This window comes from Elusimicrobiota bacterium, from assembly GCA_026388155.1.
Taxonomy (GTDB): Bacteria; Elusimicrobiota; Elusimicrobia; order Elusimicrobiales; family UBA9959; genus UBA9634.
Genome location: JAPLKI010000007.1, coordinates 84,312 through 104,101, shown reverse-complemented (window position 1 = coordinate 104,101; position 19,790 = coordinate 84,312). Strand labels below are relative to the sequence as shown.

The following is a 19,790-nucleotide window of genomic DNA, read 5'->3' as shown; positions in this document are numbered from 1 at the left end:
TCACTGTCGGATTGGAGCGACTGACCCACACCAATCCATATAGCGTTTATCGGTCAATATATCTTCAGCGTTTCTTGTCCAGTAAGCTATCCGACACCGGTCAAATAATATCCCTGCACTGCGGGCGTGAAATGTCCAAGCTATACGGGGGATTCGATATGGCATATAGAAAGAACGAATCAGGGGGCTAACTTTCCCATCTTGCATCCACTGATCCCAAAAACGTTCAGGTTGTAATTCAGCAGTTTTGTCTGCCCAATTGTTGCCTCCCGCACATTGACCGAACATGATCAGTTTGCTCGAGTGTCTATCTGGAAAGTCCCGCCATGCAACTAAATCGACCTTGTCATCCTGGCTATTTAGTGTGGGTTGACTTTTGAATCCATTCCCTTCCCCTATAAGAGTGGATAAGCCGCTAACATTTTGCTGAAAAAGTGTTGTTTTTCTTTTTGCGGTATTTTTCTTTCCCGACCCACGTGCTGCAAACCAAAACACATCCCCACGCATATAATGTCCGGCTGCTCTGCAAGAGAGTTCCTCAAAAAGTTTCCATGGGTTTATCTTGGCATTTTTCTTTTGTGTCCACTTAAAATAGGACAGAAATAGGCAAAATATGTAGGCGGGGAAATTTCTAGGGTTGTCCCGGAGATGAAGTATGCCGCCAATAATTTGAAAGGGGTATCCATCACCCGTGGAGATCAATCGTTCTTCCAACTCTAAAAATGCCTGATTGATGGCCTCATCAATATCATTGGATTCATTTCCTGTCGCAGATTGAAATATTGAGGCACGTTTGAGTGGTCGTTCCAGGTCGCCGCGACTGGCGTTGCCATCTGGAGAAATAAGAGCATGAATTTCCAACCAGTCCGCTAATTTAATAACGTCCTTTGGAGAGTCGGGCAATGGAAAAGACAGAACTTTTTTAGTGGCCACCGGCTTTCTTCCCATCCTTCGCATCCATTTCGGATTTGATTGTTTCTGCATATGCCAGTATATCTTTAATGGTGTCGTAAAGGTCTTGTTCCCCTGAATAGCCAGTGGTTACGGTGGCTTTTGCCTGCTGGAGGTCTTCTTTCGCGCGAGTCAGGGATTCCCTAAATCTACGTTTATCTCCAATACCGATTTCAAAAGCTCTTTCTAATGGAAGTCCAGTCCGCAGCCCTGCTAGAGCATTTTTTCTGCTGACAACTTCTCTGAGTAGGTTTAAGTCTGGGTTTTGAGACCTTACTATGGGTTCTTTCCCGCTTGCTTTGCTGCCATAGAGCCAAATCATCATCTCCTTTAGTTCAGGAAGTTTCCCTTTCGGGACTGGATTTTGTTCCAATGATTTATTTGGGTCTAGACCGAGAAATTTTTGGAATTCTGGTTGATCTGCTGCTGTGTATAAATGAGAGAAGTAGAAGCGATTTCTAACTCGGTCCTCCCTATTAAAACTTGCTGAGCTTTCGGCTTGTTCAAGAATTTTGTACCCGCGATACAATCGTTTTACAGTGGTATGTCTATCCCCGATGCTATTTGCAATCTTATCAAGCGGGATTTTGTATTTTTCATGGACTTCCGCCACATATTGAGCTTTACTGAATGCGTCCCATGGTTTGGCACCATTGATATGACGAAACCCAAAATACTGCCAAAGTTCTTCTCTGCGACTGTAAACAGAAACTGGCAGAGTGTCGAGCTTCGCTCTCTGCACCGTTGTTAAAGTGGGGAGATCTGTTGCCCCAACCTTTTTTTTCTTCGCCTCATCTCGAAGCAGCGTGACGGCCGCCAATCGTCGATTTCCCTCAACTACGATATATTTTCCTTTGCCATCTGGAACAACAAATAATGGTTCCTCTCTAAAGAATCCGTTGGCAGCAATTGACAGAGCCACTTCGTCCACGGCCATTTCATTCCAAAGCACCTGGAGAAGATCTTCCTGGGTTTTTGCGTTTGAGCCTGACGCGAGCCGAGGATTGTCCTGGTCCAGAAGAAGTGTGTCAACTTTCATGTCAGTAATATTTTGTGCGGATTGATTGTCCTGTACGGGTTTTATCTTTGTCATTAGTAGCTCCTTCCCTCTATAGCAGGCGACACATTAATAACTTTGAAGAGGCGAAAATAAATGATCTGAATGACTGCTTCGTGATTTACAAGCAGAGGCTCTTAGTTTTGCGTTCGCCACACCAACAGTAAACGCGCCTATAAAGACATGTTAAGACAATCTTAACAAAAAATGACACAGAATAGATGGTGCTTTTTCTCCCACGACGGAGATAGTCGCAAAATATTTAGAAGTTTATACGAACACCCATTCCCACGTCTCTGTTGCCCTGCCAGGTAATTCCTACAATACTGAAGATCTCCAAATTGCAGAATGGTGTAAAATCATCTATGTGCCTTGAGAGACATAGCCCACCGAATTTCGGTGTTATCCCAACTGTCAGGCTATACCGCTTCCAGTAGAACCACTTCAGATCAAGCATCGGCAAAATCCGGTCCGAGTAAACCACCCCCCCGCCCAGTCGCATCGCAAATCCCCAGTCCTTGACCACGACTTCCGGCGGCTTATTCGGTGCGTTTTCCTTCGTCACGATCTCCACGTGTCCTTCTGGCGGAAGATACCGCTCCCGGTATTCAACCTGTGCCGGGCCGGTGCGCCATTTCTCTATTATGCGGTCGCGGTATACGACCACCTCTTCCTTGGTGCCTGGCGGCAGTCCCTCTGTTTTGGCTGTCAGCTCCCGCACGTGTGATTGCTCATGCCGAAGTTCCATGAGTATGAAGACGAACAAGAACCCGCAAATGACGAAAGCCGCGTCCTTGGGCCGTCGGACGATGAATAGTGCGGCGGCTTTAACGGCTCCGCATAGTGTTTTAATCGCTTGCGCCATTCTCGTCCCCTCCCTGGGAGTTTCCCGCCGGGCCGTGGCCGTTCCCATTGCCATTCCCGTTTTTTATCCGCTCGTAGGTCTTGGTCAGCACATAGCCGGTGAAAATAACCGAAACCACGCCGCCGGTCACGGTAACCACGGTTGCGATAGCATCGGGGTGATAAAGCACTGTCCAGACGCAAATCCAGACGTAAAGCGCCATATAAACCCAGTTCCACAGGGCGCGAAGCGACTTAATGTCGCGCATCAGATTCTTGGCGAAGTCGCTGTTCGCCGTTTTCTTGGCCAGGGCGAAAGTAAGCCGTTTTATTCTGTCCATTACAGTTCCCCCCTGAAAAGTTCCAGGTCCCAGCATTTTCCTGGACATGATTTCTGCCTGGGCACACCGAGGCGGTCAAATACCTCACGGTGACCGATTACGTGACTGGCTGGGATGCGGAAGGCTTCCATAAAGGCACGCGTTAGCTGCAGATTAAATTCCCAGTGCTCAGGTTTAGGCGTGGCTTTATCAAAATCTCCAACGGCACACAGGCCAAGGTAGTCTGTGTTGTAAATATTTGAGGCTCCTTTGACTCCGGAATGAGCGCCAATTTGACCGAGCGGCCTGCCCCAGTTGAAAACGACCTGGCCGTTTACCCATTCTGTCCCGCCGTGGTAGGCGATATCGCTCCAAGGCGGCTGAAATGACTGCCCTGCTCCGGCGGCCAGCCTGCGATTATAATCGCCCTCCGAAACGCTGTCACCGTCTATCCGGTAGGACATATGGTATCTGCGGATGGCGTCCCAGTCCCGCGTTAACCCGTCCGGGCTGGCCGAGTGATGCCAGACGATGCCGGTCCACGGTCTGGACCGGGATAAATCAATATTCAGCGCTAGTTTTGGCTTGTTCATAAATACCTCCTCTTGAGCTATACACTGCATTCCGTCCGCCTTTGACGCGGTTATATTTCCGTTACCTCGGCTTCAATGGTGTGGCCCGCGTTCTTAAACACATCACTGTAGGCAAATGGCAAGGCTTCAATCTTCCAACCGACGTCAAAAAGGTCCCGTGGCCTGGCTTTGGGTTCCGGCCAAAACGTAAGAAGCGGGTTTTGCTTGAAAATCAGTTCAACAGTGTCTTTCGCGGTCGAATCCGTCAGCATTACACGCCACTTGCCCGCGTATTTATTCTTTCCCCGATAAGCGATCAGCTTTCCCCCCAAAGTCCTGAAACTGCCTGACTCAAAAAGCTCTCTTTGCGGCGTGTATGAATCAAAATTCGGCAGCGCGACAAGTATCTGCCCACAGTAAAGCTCACCGATTTTCTTGTTCTGGTTGGGGACCTTGGTGGTCTTTGCCTCAAGCTGGATGACCGGCATTGTTACCATTGGAAAAGGAATGATCACGTCATCGTCCAGAATCTCGCCATCAAAAAAGGTTGTGATACCGGCATAAACTCTCAAGTTCTTTATATTCGTGTTCCGCAGAATTACAGCGTTGTATGTCCTTACATCGCCACCTCCAGCCGGGGTCAAGAAGCTGACTTGTAAAGTCGCCGAAGTCGCGTCCGAGGCATTTAACGAGGTCCACGGTGTATCGGTATCGCCGTCCATAAGCTTTCGGGTGTTTGCAGTTTCGCTTAAGCCTTCCTCGCTGGAGGTCACCATAGCAAGCCCCGGCCCTGCCTCGTCCAGTGAGAGGATTATGGGTTGGTCCTCTTCAACAGCCTGCGGGTTCGTTGTGAAATCAAAAGAGTTCAGCAGCGGGCTTGGGCTGGCTTTTACGAACTCAAGTTTGATGTCGAATAATAGCCCTGCCGCTATGGTTACGTCCCCTGTTTCCACATTCCCTGCGACAGCGCCCCCGGCTATATCGCTAAACGGAGCCGCCTGGAGCGCAGCAAGGGTATCCCCGGAGCGGGCCTTAATATTTATCTTGGAGCCTGCCGCTGGCAGTACGCGATTCATCGTGTATTTGGTGACCTTGGTCTTAATGGGGTAAGTCCGGCGTAGAATGACCTCTCCTGAGTTTGGTTCAATTACCGCGCCCGAGAGCTTAAAGTAATCATACTTGGTGCGGCCACCGCCGAGGTTAGCGGCATGAGCGAGCTGCAGGTGGTAGTTATCAAGCTGGCGTATTGCGGGGCTGGTCCCGGTCTGGAAAATAAGCTGCGCCGGGTTGTCGTTTTTATAAGCCTTGATTATTATCCCCTGCCCGCTGATTTCGCATTTCAGAGTTATAGGGATGTTCGCCGGGTTACTTAAGAAAATCCCTTGTCGCATTGCCGCCCCCGGGTCTTGTATCCATTGATTCGTTGATTGGCTCCACCAGTATCGGACTCCATTGGCCCCGTAGCAAAATGGCAGGAAGGCTAAGTAATTCGTGTAAGGGCTCCAGTCGGTCCAGCATTCCCATATCAGCCGGCTTTCACGGTCTGCATCCGTCAGGTGTGGCGGATTAATGTTGCCGCCCAGTATTGCGGGGCCAAAAGGAACGAAGTAATCCGAGTACGGGTATATGCTGCTGGAGATGGTTTCGCAGATGAAGCGGGTCTCCAACTCTATGGACCCGCGCGAGGAATTGAATATCGCCTCGTTGCTGGTGGGCGTGGCGCCGGGGTAAGCAAACTGCAGAAAGCCGCCTGCCTCGGTGGGCTGGGTGCTTGGCGTTTCCAAAAGCCAGCGCGGGTCTTTTATACCGTCGTTAAAGTCGTCAGCCAGTTCAAAGGTCAAGGTCTGCTGAAGTTTTATAGGTATAGCCGTCAGATCCAGGCCGGTTGTGCCCGCGTTATTCTGGAACTGCGCTGCTTGGTTCAAAGTCTCTTTGGTGGCCATTAAATCTCCAAAAGGTCCATCTCGCTTCTGAAATTCATTAGGTCATGCGCGATGCCGATAATTCTGGCATCGAAAGCCTCTCCGATTTGCCTTGGGTCCGGGATGTTAAGCCTGACCCGGTCGCTCAGCTCCATCTCCGGCATAAACCTGGTAGTAAGCGTTGCCCGGCGCTTGGGCTCCTTGTAGCGGCTGAAGTAGCGCTTTGCCATTACAGTCGCCAGGTCTACGTCGGCTTGGAATAGCATTCCGCCGCCGCCGACGGACAGCGGCCTTATCCCAAAGCGCTGGTTTGAGGTGGGCGATGGGTCTCCCTCTGTCTGGGAGTCGGCAGTCTTAACGAACTCGCCGAAGTTTGCCCTTATGCTGTTATAAACCCTGTCCCAGCCGGGACTGATGCTTTGGACTTTCTCAATGTTTGAGCCGTCCAGGGTAATCAATGGTGCAGTTGCCGTTGTTTTGTTTTTGAAAAAGAAACGCCCGTCCCCATCCAGGCCGATATCGAAGTCGGCTATTTTCGCCAACTCCTTAATTACATCCAGCACAGATCGGCTGCCAAAGTTCGCCATCGTGATAAGGATATCTTTGGTGGTCAGGGTAATAATGCTAAGGGTATGCGCGGGGGGATTTGCACCAGAGGTGTTTAGCAAAGTAATGAAAGCCATCTTTGACGGCATCCCAAAGCCGTTGGCTACTGCGAACTCGTCGGAGATTATCGTGTCATTCGGCCCCAGCGCCCGGTGGTAGCCGTAGCCCGACATCGTAAGCGGCGTGACAACTGCGGTAAATCTCTGGACGGTGCCATTGTTTGGGATAACCGCTGCCTTCCAGGTATCCCAGGAAGCTATCCCCGAGCCGCCATCAATTGCCGGTGAGACCGCGATAGCTGGCAGCCAGACCCGCTTAACGCCATAAGGGAGCGACTCAAGTGTGTCGGTTAAAACAATTTTGAGCGTTATATATCTGGGAGAATCAACATTTGTCCAATTCCCGATATTCCCGCCATTTGCCACAAGCATTTCTGTCGGGTAAGAGTAGGTGTCGTTGCCCCAGCACCAATAAAACTGTGCTCCGGCAGGTAATCCTTGCAGCTCTGCGAAGAACGGCCCTAAGGTGGTTATAAGCGCGAATGTCGTTATGCCAGACAATATCATCCCATAATCCACCCAAAGTGTTAACTGCCCTGTTGCGGGGGTAGGGCTGATGCCGTTATAGCGGATAAAATCTATGTCAAAAGCACTATTTGTTCCAGTGCTGGATTGTAGTCGAACTCCAGAAGTCCCTCCGGAGAGCGTCCCCAGTGTGCCGGTTAAAACCTGTGTGCCATCTATGAATAATGTCCAAGTCCCAACCGATACGCTTGTCATAGTAAGCGCCAACCTAAATGTATGGAACTGCGTAAGATCCACATTGTAACCGGGACTAAGTGTGGCAGACCGAACTTTTACTTTGTTTAGGTCTGTTATTTCAATTTGTGCGCCTCGATAAGGAGATTGTCCAATCATCGTTCCCAGTGTGATGGTTCCGTGGACTGCTGAGAATCTCATTCTGGCGCAAACGCATCTTGAGAGCCCGAACTCTTCGGCCTGGTTGTAGAGCATGTAATCCGCGCCGCCGTTGTGGGTCACCGTTCTTATACTATCGGTAAGGGTGGCTGTCGAACCCGTCGGCAGGGTTTCTGACCAAGGGAATGTATAATCGCCGTCGACCGTGCCTTTTTCTAAAGCCGGTGCGTAGTCGCCTTCGTATTGCGAAGTCCATTTAGGGTGAATCCCATCTTTTATTCGGCGGAAATTAATGCGATTAACATTTAACACCGCTTCCCATTCAGCTTGCGTGTCATACGGATTGATAGTAAGCTGTCCGTCGCCCTCTGGTGGTTCCGCTTCAGAGACAACTGCTGCTCGGTATAAACTATAAGAGGCGAAATCCACTAACTGCGTGTGTAGTATCTCGCGCTGAGCGGCTGGCTCAAACTGTACGGTTTCAATCGTCGCTGCCTGGACCTGTGGTACTGATGCTATGAGGTCGCTTGCTACGCTGTGGATGCGTTGGTCCCGTTTCCAGACCACATAATCCGCCCGCACCTCCGCGCCCGGCGGCGGCTGAACAGTCTCAAATTTAATCACAGCGGTCTTTGTCGGATCATTTAGGCCTGTGGCGCTCCATCTGGTGCCAGGCCGCATTACCTCGCCGCCGACGCGCACAGCCTTCACAGCTCCTACAGGTGTGTTGGCGAGTTCAAACTCAGCTTTTAAGCCATCGCCAATGCCGAGGAGTTCATTGCTTATGAGGATAGCCGCTTTGTCAGCGTCGGCATCTTCAAGCAGCTGGTCTGTTGATTGGATGTCTAGTTGCAGGGTGGGCGTGCCGGAGTCCTCTATGGTGTCTTCAATGACCCCGGTGAAGGTCGGGAAAGTCTCATCAGCGCCGGAGACCTTAAGCCCAAGCGAAACTCTGATTTTTGAGTGGAATCGCTGGAATCCCGCGAAGCGGCCTGCCGATCCGGCGTCCCATTGCCGCTTTGCGTTTTCTACCTCTATGCGGATGTTGGATGCCTTATATTCGTTGAGGGCTTCTGTATCCAGCTTCCAGGAAAGCCGGTCAAGCCTTACGACCTCGGTGGTAATATCAATAGGCGTGCCTTCCCAGTTGGAGCCGTCTGCCAGCCTTCGGAAAAGCTCAACTTTTCTGACCGGATAAATCAGGTTCGAGACTTGCGCAGCTTTGTATCCTGGAGACGTGGTTTTCATACGGCTTCCTTGGACAGCCGTCCCTGCTTTGAGATGATGGATTTAACAAGTTCCGCGCCCTCGGCTGCGCCAGAGCGGGTAACCTCAGACATACGCCGCATTAACTGCCTTACCTGTTCATCGCCTACGCCAGTGACCGTAATAGTGTTGTGTTGTATGACTGACACGCTTACGTCTCCGCCAGATATGTTCCCGCCAGATACGTCACCGCTAAACTTGTCTAACTGGTCAAGCGGTATAACTGCCTCAGGGCCGTTTTCCGCGATGGTTGCCAGGACAGGCTTTGTGACGATAGCGCCCTCGGCAAAGCCAAAAATCTTCTTCAACCCTTTGGATATCGAAGGCGCGATAGCCATGAAACCGGCAGTTAAAAGCCCGCCACCAATGCCACCAGAGGCTGCCGCCGCAGATGATGTTGCGGAGTCTGACAATGCTCTCTCTACGGCTATGCGGGTAAAAGTTTCAATGGCTGTCCTTAAGACCGTATTCATTACGGCTTTCCAGGCATCTTCGAAACTCTTGCCTTGCAGGATCATGTCAGCCACGGCACCGGAGAATGAAGAGGCAAAGGCTTCCGATACAGCCTTTTGAGTGTCGTGTACCATTATGAGGTCGCCGTTTATGGCATCCCTTGCCTTCTGGGATTCCGCAATAGAAATGGCTGTCGCGTTCATCCTGGCTGCGGTAAGCTCGTCCTCGGTTATTAAGCCCTTGGTTCGCAAGTCCTCAAATTGCTGTAGCCGTTGAGCCTTCTCCTGCTCAATGAGCATCAGCCTGGATTCCAGATTCTGCCCCTCGGATTCCAGGCGTTCCGCGTCAAGCTGGATTAGCTTGTCATGCGCGTCTTGCGCTTGGCGTTTTTTCTCGTCTGCTTCTTTTTGCGAGTCCTGGATTGATTTCTCGGTAACCTTGGCTTTAAGCTCAACTTCCTGTGTGATCAGCTCTTGGCGCTCATCTGAATAACGCTTGTGAACCTCGGCTGCCTGCTCAACTGATGCCTCCTCTATGGCCTGCATCTTTACATTGGCATCCTGCACGATATCCGGCAGCCGGTCGAATTGCCCCTTGAAGATAGCGCCCCAGCCGCTGGCAGTCTGCTCAATGATTACCATCGCCTTAGCGCCCCAGTTAGCCATGACTACGCCGAGGACCTCAAAAAATTGTGTCCCTTTTAAGAGCGCGGCCAGCAAGAAGTTAAAAACGGGTAATACACCCATGCCGACGACCTCTTTGAAATCGTCCAGCCGGTTTCGTGAGGTTTGGAGTTGTTGTGAAAAACCGGTCTCTCTTTCAGCCGCGCCCAGAAACTTTTTTGAGAGGGCATCTATAACTTCCTGTGAAGTGTTCGCATCTCCTATGAATGCGCCGAACTCGGTCTTAAGCGCTCTCATGCGACTGGAGTCACCATTTAAGATGGGACCAAGGAGTTCCAGGACTTGGTTGAAGTCCTTGCCTGACGCGGACGCTAACCCGAATGCCAGTTTTGTCGCCTGCATGGCTTGTCCGGCATCGCCTGTAATTCTGGTAAGCTTGCCAAGGGCCTCATAAGTGTCCGTATCTGAAAACCTGGTCAGGGCTTGCTGCTCTTGCGCGAACGCCATGATGCGTTCTTTTTCCTTGCCAAAAGAGCCGCCGGTTGCTTCAACCGCAAACTGGAGCCGTCTTAAAGCGTCCTCTTCCCCTGAGGCCGCGTCTGCTGCGGACTTAAAGAAAGCCGCTATCCCGGCGACCGTGGCAAAGCCAGCCAACTGGTTCATAAGCTGGCCTGCCGCACCTTGGACCGCCGTCATTGATTGTGCTGTAGCGTTAACTTTGGGGGGGAGTGCCGTGAAGGCCTTATCGGCCCGCGTGGTGGATTTTTCAACCATGCCAGCGAACTTATCAGAGCGCTGCGCGGCATCGAGGAGTTGTTGGGAAAGCTTCTGAATGGCAGGGGACGCCTGATCCACGGCCTCGAATAGTATCTCGAAGCCAGCCATGATTAAGCCTCCTTGGGGATGGAATCAAGTGTGAAATTTATGATCTCAACGTAAAGCCCGACGGCCAGCGGATACTCGGCAAGGATTGCGTCTACCGGGACCGCGTCACGATCACCGTCACCAACGCCAATTTTAGGTGAAATGATTCCGTATAACAGCACTCGCCGGAACTGCGGCAACTTGGGATTGGCTATCAACTCATTTATGCGTTTAGCCAGCGCGTCTTTGCCCTGGCGGGCAAGGCTCCAGAAATCAGCGGTTTCATCGCCAAGAAACAGCAGCGGCACCCGTCGTATCCTGAACGCCAGGCCGCAGACCTCAACGGTTTTCTCTTTCTTCAACCGTTCCTTAAGCTCAGTTGCTGAAACAGGTTCAAGCATAATCAATACCCCGTTACTCCGTTCGTTAGGACGGCCTGCAGGCTGTAACCCAAGGCGGGGTCCAGCTCGGCCTGGAAGGCTACGGCTGAGCCGAACAGCCCTTCCAACGTGCCGAATGCATAGGCGGTATATTTGGCTTTCGGGATGCTCAACTCCAGCTTGCTCTTGAAAGCGTCCTCAATGATATCGCCGGTCAGAGCTAAATCAATGGCCTGCGGCAGGTTATCCAGGAATTTCTGCCGGTTGGCTTCGGTCTCAAAATATATTTCATAGCCGCCTTCTATCGCGAATCTGCCGGAGGATACTATGTCCTTCGGGTCTCTGGACTGGCTCAGTGTTCTGTGCGCTGCTGAGGCGTTATCAATGCTCAAAGTCCAGCTTTTGACGTCCTGGCTTAAAACCCCGTCCAGCTTAAATTCGGTCTGGAAGAACATCAAAGGTTTGGGTGTGCCAAATACCGCCGAGAAAGCTGACGTGGTTTCTTCGGTCTTAAACAGCACATCTGCCGCCACCTGGCCTTTGCCGTCAACCGAGCCGGCCATTGTCAGCTTCTTTATTACTGTGAGCGGATAGCGTTTGATGCCAAGCCCCCTGTCCACAAAATATGTGAATGACGGGAACTGCACCCTATTGTCAGGCTTGAAGGTATGCTTAAAAACTGTCGGCGAGTTGATAGCGTCGGGTTGAGTCGTTGTCACCTTGCCGAGACAGCCGAGTAATAGATCGCCTAAGGTGTCTGCTTCCAGGTCAATGGCAGGCAGCGTCCCGCCGCCTTCACGTATTCCAGTGGCGGAAGGGAAAACCTCTTTTGAGCCTCTGATTTTGTCATCGGCGATGAGCAGGGATTTATAATCCAGCAGCGCTTCAGCTCCGACCGCCAAAAACTTCTGCGGCGTGGCCTCGGCTATTCCCCGGGTGGCTTCTTTCTTGAATCCATATTTTTGATTTTCTGTTGCAAAAGGCATATTTTATCTCCTTCACTATTTACGGCTTGTGGTTTCCACGGTGAATACCAGAGCGGCCGCTGTCATATTGGCGTTGATGGTGGCGACCAGATTATCCTCTGGCGGCTCCCATTCAATCGCCTTCAGACTTGAGAACAGCACCTGCCCGTTGGGTAATGACAGCCCGCCCAGGTCCACGTTGTCTATAAGCAGCTCGGCTATTTTCTGCGTTTCCACAGTTTTTGTTTTGACTATCTCCTCACCGGGGCCGAACGATTTAACGAATACTATTCTAAAGCCGTAGACGATCCTGTAAGTCTGGCCGGTTGTGATGCGTTCAAGATTTGTCGCGGGTGCGGGTTTTACAAACACCGCTGGGACATTATTTACCAGATTTTCCAACGCCGGGAAGAACTCCAACGCGCCGATGGCGATAACCTTAAGGCCCAACTGATCGGCCAGGTTCTGGTCTATGAGCTCGACGATTCTGTCGGCGATAAGCGTTTCGTGCAGTCGTGGCGCAGGCATTAGAGTGTGCCTCCCGCCTGCTGCAGCGCTTCCAAAATACGCGACTGGAAGATCATCTGAATCCGTGGCGTTGCGCCCAATAACGCGGGTTTCAGATACGGCTGCGCCCTGAACCCGCGCCGCTTGATGGCTCTGGCTACCACAAACGCAAGCCGCTCATCGCCCAGTTTACGCCGCGCCCAGGTCCGTAAATCGCCTGACGGCGGCGGCATAGCGCCGGACCACGGGTTTCTGCCTTCTTCAATCACGGAGGCATAGGCCAAACCTGAGCCGACCTCGCCGGTTATCCGGTTGCCTTCTTCCGATACGTTCTGGGCTATGGAAACGCGCAGGAGTCCCCTGAATACAGGCGCGTAGAGCTTGGCATAGCTTTGCAGGAGAACCGCCGACTCACGCATGGCTCGCACAATAGCCCCGCGCAATCGCTGCGGCAGTTGCGGCAGGAGTTTGGTTATTTCGCCTTTCTCTTTCAACACAATGCGTATCACTTCTTCTCCTCCAGCGTGGCTTCCAGGTGGTGGTTCCAAAAATTCTTGACCCCGGTTACGGTAAACAGCTCACCGTCCGACTCGCGCATTACTTCGTAGTTCTCTTTTAGCTCGGTCGGATTCAGAAACAGCCGAAACGAGTGTTTAGGCGTTTGCCCCAGCACATTCCGGCTTGAGGCGGTGCCGCCCGGGTTGAACCGGGCTTTAACTCCGGTGGCGATTGCCTGATAGTCGAATACCGGCTGCCTGGTGCCGGTCGCAAACCGCTGGACAGGCTTGCGGATGGTAATATTCTCAGTCAAAAGCCGCGTTTCAATCATAGGGTGAATATCCTGAACCGCTTACCCAGCGTGTCCCATGCCCTGTCCAGTTCGTCGTTTAGCTTCTTGAAAGTGCGTGTCTGCGAGAAATCGCCTATATTCTCGCTGTCAACCAACGGCTCGAACCTGGCCGACAGCGCTGTCTTTGCTACTATGAGCGTGGCTATCTTCTGGACTAAAGCCGGGACTTTGGCATAGCCGTGAATGCCGCTAACGATTACATTGGCTATCCCATACGGCGTAAGATGGCTTTTAAGCCGTATGATTCCAGTTGCCTTTTTAAGGACGTAATCTTTCGGCTGGATTTCGTCGCCGTCTATCTCAAACGAGTCAATCTCAAGGATCGGGAAACAGTCCAGAAAAATAGCGTCGGAACCGTCGCCGTCTAAGACATTCGTGAACTGCTTAGTGCGGAAGCACATGCCTGAGCGCCGGTCAATCTCTTCGGTGGCGGCCTCTATCCACTCGGGAAGGATGTCTTCCTCCGGCACTTCACCGCCGGTCATCTTGGAAACGAGCGCTGGTGTCGTGTAGGCTGTCGGAATAACAGCCATGACCGCCTGTGAGAGTAAAGAGGCCAGCGTCGCCATCTTACACGACCCCCTTTCGCCGTCTGTCATACTCGGCCAGTTTATCCTCGAAGTTCCTGCTCAGTTCATCAATAGCCTCCTTGTTAGCCTTGCGTATTGACTCCCTGCGTTCCAATGAAAGTTCGCAGATGGCGGCGAAGTATTCAAAGAAAGCCAGCGCTTCGTTCAGCCGGGCATAGTTGTTTTTCAGGTTTTTGATGAACCGTGCGCGTTTAGCCTCCGCCGGAGTCAAAGGGCGCTGTGTTTTGTCAAGAAACACAATCGCCCTGGGCGCTTGCCCCGGTTGGTTAACGTGCAGAACGGCATTGTCGTTGTCCTCTGCCATGAGAGGTTATCTCCCACCCGTGCCGTCACCCGTGCCTGAGGTCTTTGACGCGCTTGTGTCCAGCGTAGGGATATTGGATGTCCCGTCAGTCCAATACGTTGTGGTGTCCTCGGCTTCAACCTTGTAGCTATAGGTCTGGCCGTCCAGCGGATAGGGCACTTGAGCGGAAGGCCTGCGGTTGGACGCATTGCTCGCGCTGTCGTCAAAACTTACCCGGCCCGTGCCTTTTGCGATAAGCGTTGAGTTGACCTTGAGCGCCTGCGCGGGGTCGAATGACGAGCCGGGCGCGCGGAAGATGTTGTAGCCGTTGGCGTTCGCATCCGAGACCGCGTCCCACGTTATATTGACCTTGTTGCTCGACACATCAAGAGAAAGATTCTGCGGAACGGTCGGGATAAGCTCGACGAATGCCATGTGCGGATTGGCTGTCATCACCTCGCTTATAAGATTGGAGGCGTTGCCCTGATCGTCCACGGCGAACAGGTAATACGTGAAGTCCTTGCCGTTGTCCGGGTCCAGTGGTGTCTGGTCCTGAAACGAAGTAGCGGTTGACAGGATTGCCGAGCTGACAGCGGAAACGCCGGCCGCCGCCAACACGTTCACTTTTGTGGGGATTGAGACAGGCGCATTGCCCGGCACGCGGTAAAGCTCATAATGGTCAAGGTCCTGCAGCACTCCCTGATAGCGCATAGCGATCCTGTTGCCTGCGGTGAATCCACCGGCTAACTCAGTCAGAACGCCGGTAGACAAATCAAGGTTGTAATGCGTTGACAGAGTCTTGGTAATCACAACAGTCTGCTTGACCACTGCTCCCGAAGCGTGTGGATAGAAAAGGCCGTCCGTGAGAGTGATGTCACCGGTAGACGTGTTTACCGCTTTAACGCCCACATACTCTTCTTTGTTGGTCACGCCGTCATCGATGAGTATCTTGGCGCCGACTATGATATCGACGGGAACCGGCGTGCCTATGTTTATGATGCGCTGGCCGTGAACCGTTGATGCCGTAAGCGTCTTCGTGTTGGATGACGCGGAGGTTCTTTCAAAGACGGTAAATGAGCCTGCCGCTATTGGGTCGAACTGTGTTTCATGAACGGCATTCGCCGCGCCGTCCGCAAGGTCGGGCGTGCCATCCGGGTTTTTAAGCAGCTCGCCACCTATAAACTCGTTTTTGGTTGGAGCCGTCCAGTTAAGAGTTATGCGCGTCTTGCCTTTCGGCGTCGGGCCGTCAATGAACTGGCTGGCCTGTATAAGCCCCAGGATAGCGGGCTCCGCCGACAGAATGTCGGCCGCAAGATTGCCTAAGACCTGTTGCGAAAGTTGGGATTCAAGAGTTGCCATATATTATTTCTCCTTTTTTTGACTATCAGACGTTGTTTACCGGAGTTCCCCCGGTGTATGCGCTAAAGCCGACATTGCCGGTTACAGTTATAAGCGTGCCATAAGCATTGATCGCCCCGTTGCCTGAATTCAGTGCGACATTGCCGGTGACTGATATGTTTGTCGCGGTTATACCGGCAGTGCTGACGGATTCCGTGGTTGTTCCCGACTCGCGGTAAAACCTGTTGTGCGCCACGATGCCGGTATACATTTTGATCAGGTACGTGATGTTGCTGGACAGAAGATGGAACTCGTTGTCGATTATGGCGACCCTGCCGTTGTTATTCGTGCCCGGACTGCCGTGAATGAGCGTGATATCACCGGAATAAGCGCGGAATACGCATCCCTGGATAAGCACAGAGTTCGCGCTGATGTATCCGCTCCCGCAGGCAGGCGCTGCTGAGCCCATATCACCCATAACCTGAAACTCGCAATCACGGATTACCGAGCCACCTACGGCACTTGAGCCGCACACCAGCCGTATCGCGGAAAATGCGCCCGTGGAAGCTGTGTGGCCGACCATGCAGATTCGTTCAAGGCGTGTCAGGCGGCCGCTAAGCGAGATATCGTTAGACGCAACCGCCCCGCGCCCCGAAAAGAAACAGTTGACCTTGAAGTCCCTAAGCTCAATATAGGTGCCATTCCCGATATGGCTGATTATCGGAACCGCCCCAAGGGCGGCATCGGCCTTGATTATTGTGGCGTTCATGCCCTGGCCTTTAAGTATCGTGTTATCCGGGATGTTCAAGGTGGCGTTAACAATGTATGTGCCCTCCCGCAAAACAACAGTGCTCGCGCCGGTATAAACGCCCTTGGCATTCAATGCGGTCTGGATATTCGCCGTGTCGGTCGCGGCCACTCCGGTAGGCGCTGGCACCACGGTTGTTGAATAACCGCCGCCGCCAGCTGGGGCTTGCCACGCCGCTGCTGTCGCGCTGGTCGCCGTCAAAACCTGTCCAGCAGAAGGGGCTGCCGGTACGCTGGTGCCGTTGACTTTTGAAACCGTGGGACCGGGATATGACCCGCTGAGGTCGCCGCTTGCCGTGCCTGTCGGTGTCCTTGCGTTGGTGTTTCTGGCATCGTTGTCGCCAACTGCGATGGGGTTGGCGGCCAAAGCCGGAGCTACGGAAAGCTTGGCGATGCCTTTGACCGTGTCCGACGCGTCGACCGGTGTCTGGTTTGTGGCATTGACGGTCACATCACCCGTGCCGTCTGAAGGCGAAATCGTCATATTTGTTCCGGCGATGATCTTTGACACTGAGGTCTTGGCCGAGTTTGAGACCGGAACCGAAATTGCTGGATTGGTCGCGGTATTGCCGCTGTCAGTATAGGTGGCGGTGGATTCGCCGGATACGGAAGCCAGAAACTTCTCCTGGCCGGATGCTGTGGACTTATAAATCTTGTAACCGGTTGCGCCTTTGACCGTTTCCCACTGGATGATGACCGGCAGCGGTGTTACCGGTTGGGTAACCTGCGCTTCTACGATTGCCGGTATTGTGCCTTCGGTAGTCTCGCCTGCGGTATTGACCGCTGTTACCTTATATAAATAAGCGGTATTGCCCGACAGGTTGGCGCCGACCCCGCCGCTGCCAAGAGTAGCGATTAGCGTTCGGGGTGGCCTTAACAGTGCTTGCTGGACGTGCGCATCGATAGAGTCCAGGTTCGCGTTCGCGCCCTGGCCCCAGTTAAGGTCGCCGGTGTCACGCTTGGACAGTTTAAGTTTATCGCTTAGAGTCTCAGCCATATTCAATCATCCTAAAAGCCATAAGGCTCGCTGCCATAGGGCGCTTCGCTCCAGCCTCTCACGGGTGCGCCCCAAGGGCGGGTATTAAAAGGCATCAGATCAAAGCCGCCGGGATCGGGTTGGCCGTATGGCCCGACACCGAATAAGCCATCGCCCCAGCCGGAGTCTTCAACTGCGACCATGGTGTAAAACCTTGTCGGGCCCGCGTCAGGCTCATGGTCGTCATAATGGAATACTCCCGTGCCCAAAGTTTTCTCATCGGCTATTCGCCGGCCTAATTCATTCTTGACTGCCGATTTATAAAGCCTGAACCCGCGTAACCGGCGGTTTGCCTTAAACTCCACCGGGTAATCGGACCAGGTAAGCCGTATATACGTCGGCTCCACTTGCGCCACCCTGAAATTGGGCGGCGGTGGCAGGGGGAAAGGATGTGCCACTGGCTATCTCCTCTTTTTTTCCTTCCCATTCGGTTTTGCCGGTGCGTCTGCGGGTAATTCGGCATATCCCATTTTAAGCAGCCGGTCTCTGGTTTCCGGTAATTTAACCTCGCAGAGTCCGTCCACGACCTCAACAGTGCCTTCTGCGTAAGAGGCCTCAATGACCGGCGCGTCCTTAGTGCCGAACGGTGGATACAGTTTTTTTAGCCTGAACATCCGGCCTCCTTACAGGGTCACACCGGCCAGCCTTGACGCCTTTATGTCATTGGCCAGAACCAGCGTGATGTCCTCGAAGATGTCGAACTCGCTGCCCTGTGAGGATTTCTGCGCCAGGCGCAGCATCTTCAAGGGGGTAAGTTCCCCGACCCAGATGGCGCTTGTGTCCAGCACGAAGATGTCTGTGCAGTTGGTGGCTGTGCCCTGCGTTTGTGCGTCCGATATCCAGATGGACCGGAAAATCGGGATGCTGTTATAGTTCTGCAAGCGGAAGCCGCCTTTGACTTCCATTGTGTCCGTGAACCGTTGCTGTGCCTGGAGCAGGCCGTTCAACTTGCGGTTGGCCTTCTTGGACATTATCAGCATGCTGGGATTGCCGCGGTTTAGGTCAATGGCCGCATCCAGGAGCTCAAGGCTCAAAGGCGCGCCGTTTGCTCCGGCAACCGCCACCTGGCCGGTTGGGATGAGCTTCCTCATGCCGTTAAACTGCTTCGGGTTGGCAACCGCGTCGCCGTTGATGAGCGCGTTCTCTTCCGAGTCGCGCACGTTCTGCAGGCCGCTCTCAACCTCATCAGCCTCTACGTCCAGGAGACTCTTACCCACGGCCTGGAGCTTGCGCGTAATCTTGCGGCGGTCCAGGATGGTCTGGTAGGGGAAGGACTTCGGGATGACACTCCCCTGGGTTTCAGTCGGTTCCTCCGTGTCGTTTACGAACCCGGCGCCCGCGCCACGGGAGGTCCGCTGGTTCAGTATCCACGCGGAGCCTGCCCCCGGCTTGCGGGGTAGATTCACGCGCAGGGGGTTGTTGACTTCAATGAGTTCCTGCAGCACCTTGTCAATCATGGGCTGCTGCATAGTGCCGCCCGCGCTGGCCATGTCTAACGCCTTCTTCAGTTGCTCTAAATCATTCATTACGTGTTCCTCCTATTTGCTTTCCCGAACCGCCAGCACCGCCCGGAGCTTTTTCTCCGGCGATAGGCTGTCGAATTGCTTTCTTACTTCGTCGGCCTCGATATCCGACTGGATGAGGCCTTTCCGCAGGGTCGGGATGGCTTTGAGCGCGGTTTCCACCTGCCTGGCGACCTCGCCCGCAACCAGTTTCGCCAATTCGTTCGCGTCGATTGTCTTGGCGGTCACCGGATTGGCGGGAACGGTCTCCCCGGCCATCTGCTTGAGCAGGGTTTTAGCCTGCTGAGCTATGCTCCCGGCCTGGCCGCCCAGGGATATCAGCTTGTCCAGCAGGACAAACGCCGGTTCGAGCCGTGCTTTCATGATGCCCGTATCGGTTTTATGGATTTCCGTCGGCTTCTGCGCCTGCGCCTGAGCGAACGCGTCGGCGGCTTTGGGCTTTTCCTCCGGGGCAGGTTTGTTTGCTTTGGCGGCCGCAGGTTCCGGCGCAGGCTGTTCAGCGGCCGGCGGCGGCGTTGGACTACCGTCTTGCGCGGGTAATTCCTCTATGATCACTTCATCTGGCATTGTCTTGTCTCCTTGTTCTGCTGTTTTGTTAAGGGCCTTCGCTATGTACCACCCGATGGCCTTGGCCTCGGGATTTGCGGGAACCGACACAAGCGATACTTCAACCAGGCTCATGCGCTGGATCACGTTGACCATGCGGTCGTGCTCCGGAGAAAACTTGCGCTCCCGTTCCAGCACCTGTCCGCGAATGGAAAATTTATTAAGGACGCCCTCTTTGATCTTCTGGATGATGTCCTGCTCGGTTTTTGAGATGAGCGCGTCTATCAAGAGGCCATGTTGGTCAAACTCCACCTTGGTCACTTTGCCGATTGGCAATTTCATATCGTGGTTAAGGAGTACGGTGGAGTTCTTGAGCAGGTCGAGAGATGACGCTTTCAGGGCATCCTCGGTTATGATGTCGCCCTGTAAATCAAAATCGGTCGTGGCAGCATAGCCGACCACATGGAACTCACCGGCCTCCTCGGCAAACTTCAAGACCTGGACCGGAAATGAGAAGCCGATTTTTTCCGTAAGCATCGTTTGTGTTTTCATATTTACCCAAAACAAAAAA

The 19,790-nt window shown here is 53.1% G+C and carries 21 protein-coding genes; all 21 read right to left on the bottom strand.

What is annotated here, in order from left to right:
- The gene (locus NTX59_02830; GenBank protein ID MCX5784600.1) at positions 1–948 is read right to left on the bottom strand and encodes a hypothetical protein; all 948 of its coding nucleotides are present in this window, start codon (positions 946–948) and stop codon (positions 1–3) included.
- Positions 923–2,044: a ParB N-terminal domain-containing protein gene (locus NTX59_02825; GenBank protein MCX5784599.1), complete on the bottom strand. Its 1,122-nt coding sequence runs from the start codon at positions 2,042–2,044 to the stop codon at positions 923–925. Before NTX59_02825 ends, NTX59_02830 begins: the two co-directional genes overlap by 26 nt.
- A gap of 226 nt (positions 2,045–2,270) precedes the next feature.
- Positions 2,271–2,873 (bottom strand): hypothetical protein, encoded by a 603-nt coding sequence (locus NTX59_02820; GenBank protein MCX5784598.1) that lies wholly within the window; start codon positions 2,871–2,873, stop codon positions 2,271–2,273.
- The gene (locus tag NTX59_02815) at positions 2,857–3,192 is read right to left on the bottom strand and encodes a hypothetical protein (GenBank protein ID MCX5784597.1); all 336 of its coding nucleotides are present in this window, start codon (positions 3,190–3,192) and stop codon (positions 2,857–2,859) included. The genes NTX59_02820 and NTX59_02815 overlap by 17 nt, the downstream gene beginning before the upstream one ends.
- Positions 3,192–3,764, bottom strand: coding sequence for a peptidoglycan recognition family protein (locus tag NTX59_02810; GenBank protein ID MCX5784596.1), 573 nt, complete (start codon positions 3,762–3,764; stop codon positions 3,192–3,194). Before NTX59_02810 ends, NTX59_02815 begins: the two co-directional genes overlap by 1 nt.
- A gap of 50 nt (positions 3,765–3,814) precedes the next feature.
- Complete coding sequence (locus tag NTX59_02805) at positions 3,815–5,686, bottom strand: hypothetical protein (protein MCX5784595.1); 1,872 nt, start codon at positions 5,684–5,686, stop codon at positions 3,815–3,817.
- A complete protein-coding gene (locus NTX59_02800; GenBank protein MCX5784594.1) occupies positions 5,686–8,436 on the bottom strand; it encodes a hypothetical protein in 2,751 nt (916 codons plus the stop codon). Before NTX59_02800 ends, NTX59_02805 begins: the two co-directional genes overlap by 1 nt.
- Entirely contained in the window at positions 8,433–10,415 is a 1,983-nt protein-coding gene (locus NTX59_02795; GenBank protein ID MCX5784593.1) for a hypothetical protein, read from the bottom strand. The genes NTX59_02800 and NTX59_02795 overlap by 4 nt, the downstream gene beginning before the upstream one ends.
- A gap of 2 nt (positions 10,416–10,417) precedes the next feature.
- Positions 10,418–10,795, bottom strand: a complete 378-nt coding sequence (locus tag NTX59_02790; protein ID MCX5784592.1) for a hypothetical protein — start codon at positions 10,793–10,795, stop codon at positions 10,418–10,420.
- A gap of 2 nt (positions 10,796–10,797) precedes the next feature.
- A complete protein-coding gene (locus tag NTX59_02785; protein ID MCX5784591.1) occupies positions 10,798–11,760 on the bottom strand; it encodes a phage tail tube protein in 963 nt (320 codons plus the stop codon).
- A 15-nt stretch (positions 11,761–11,775) separates the two neighbouring features.
- A complete protein-coding gene (locus NTX59_02780; protein MCX5784590.1) occupies positions 11,776–12,267 on the bottom strand; it encodes a hypothetical protein in 492 nt (163 codons plus the stop codon).
- Positions 12,267–12,755 carry an HK97 gp10 family phage protein gene (locus NTX59_02775; protein MCX5784589.1) on the bottom strand — a complete coding sequence of 163 codons (489 nt, stop codon included), beginning with the start codon at positions 12,753–12,755 and terminating at the stop codon, positions 12,267–12,269. The genes NTX59_02780 and NTX59_02775 overlap by 1 nt, the downstream gene beginning before the upstream one ends.
- Positions 12,752–13,075 carry a hypothetical protein gene (locus tag NTX59_02770; protein MCX5784588.1) on the bottom strand — a complete coding sequence of 108 codons (324 nt, stop codon included), beginning with the start codon at positions 13,073–13,075 and terminating at the stop codon, positions 12,752–12,754. The genes NTX59_02775 and NTX59_02770 overlap by 4 nt, the downstream gene beginning before the upstream one ends.
- Positions 13,072–13,695: a hypothetical protein gene (locus NTX59_02765; protein ID MCX5784587.1), complete on the bottom strand. Its 624-nt coding sequence runs from the start codon at positions 13,693–13,695 to the stop codon at positions 13,072–13,074. Before NTX59_02765 ends, NTX59_02770 begins: the two co-directional genes overlap by 4 nt.
- Entirely contained in the window at positions 13,667–13,990 is a 324-nt protein-coding gene (locus tag NTX59_02760; protein MCX5784586.1) for a hypothetical protein, read from the bottom strand. The genes NTX59_02765 and NTX59_02760 overlap by 29 nt, the downstream gene beginning before the upstream one ends.
- Positions 13,991–13,996: 6 nt before the next feature.
- The gene (locus tag NTX59_02755; protein ID MCX5784585.1) at positions 13,997–15,328 is read right to left on the bottom strand and encodes a hypothetical protein; all 1,332 of its coding nucleotides are present in this window, start codon (positions 15,326–15,328) and stop codon (positions 13,997–13,999) included.
- 25 nt (positions 15,329–15,353) lie between these two features.
- The gene (locus tag NTX59_02750) at positions 15,354–17,111 is read right to left on the bottom strand and encodes a glycosyl hydrolase family 28-related protein (protein MCX5784584.1); all 1,758 of its coding nucleotides are present in this window, start codon (positions 17,109–17,111) and stop codon (positions 15,354–15,356) included.
- 11 nt (positions 17,112–17,122) lie between these two features.
- Positions 17,123–17,548, bottom strand: coding sequence for a hypothetical protein (locus NTX59_02745; GenBank protein MCX5784583.1), 426 nt, complete (start codon positions 17,546–17,548; stop codon positions 17,123–17,125).
- Between the two features lie 3 nt (positions 17,549–17,551).
- A complete protein-coding gene (locus NTX59_02740) occupies positions 17,552–17,764 on the bottom strand; it encodes a hypothetical protein (protein ID MCX5784582.1) in 213 nt (70 codons plus the stop codon).
- A gap of 9 nt (positions 17,765–17,773) precedes the next feature.
- Entirely contained in the window at positions 17,774–18,676 is a 903-nt protein-coding gene (locus NTX59_02735; GenBank protein MCX5784581.1) for a phage major capsid protein, read from the bottom strand.
- 12 nt (positions 18,677–18,688) lie between these two features.
- Complete coding sequence (locus NTX59_02730; GenBank protein ID MCX5784580.1) at positions 18,689–19,771, bottom strand: HK97 family phage prohead protease; 1,083 nt, start codon at positions 19,769–19,771, stop codon at positions 18,689–18,691.
- Between the last annotated feature and the right edge of the window lie 19 nt (positions 19,772–19,790).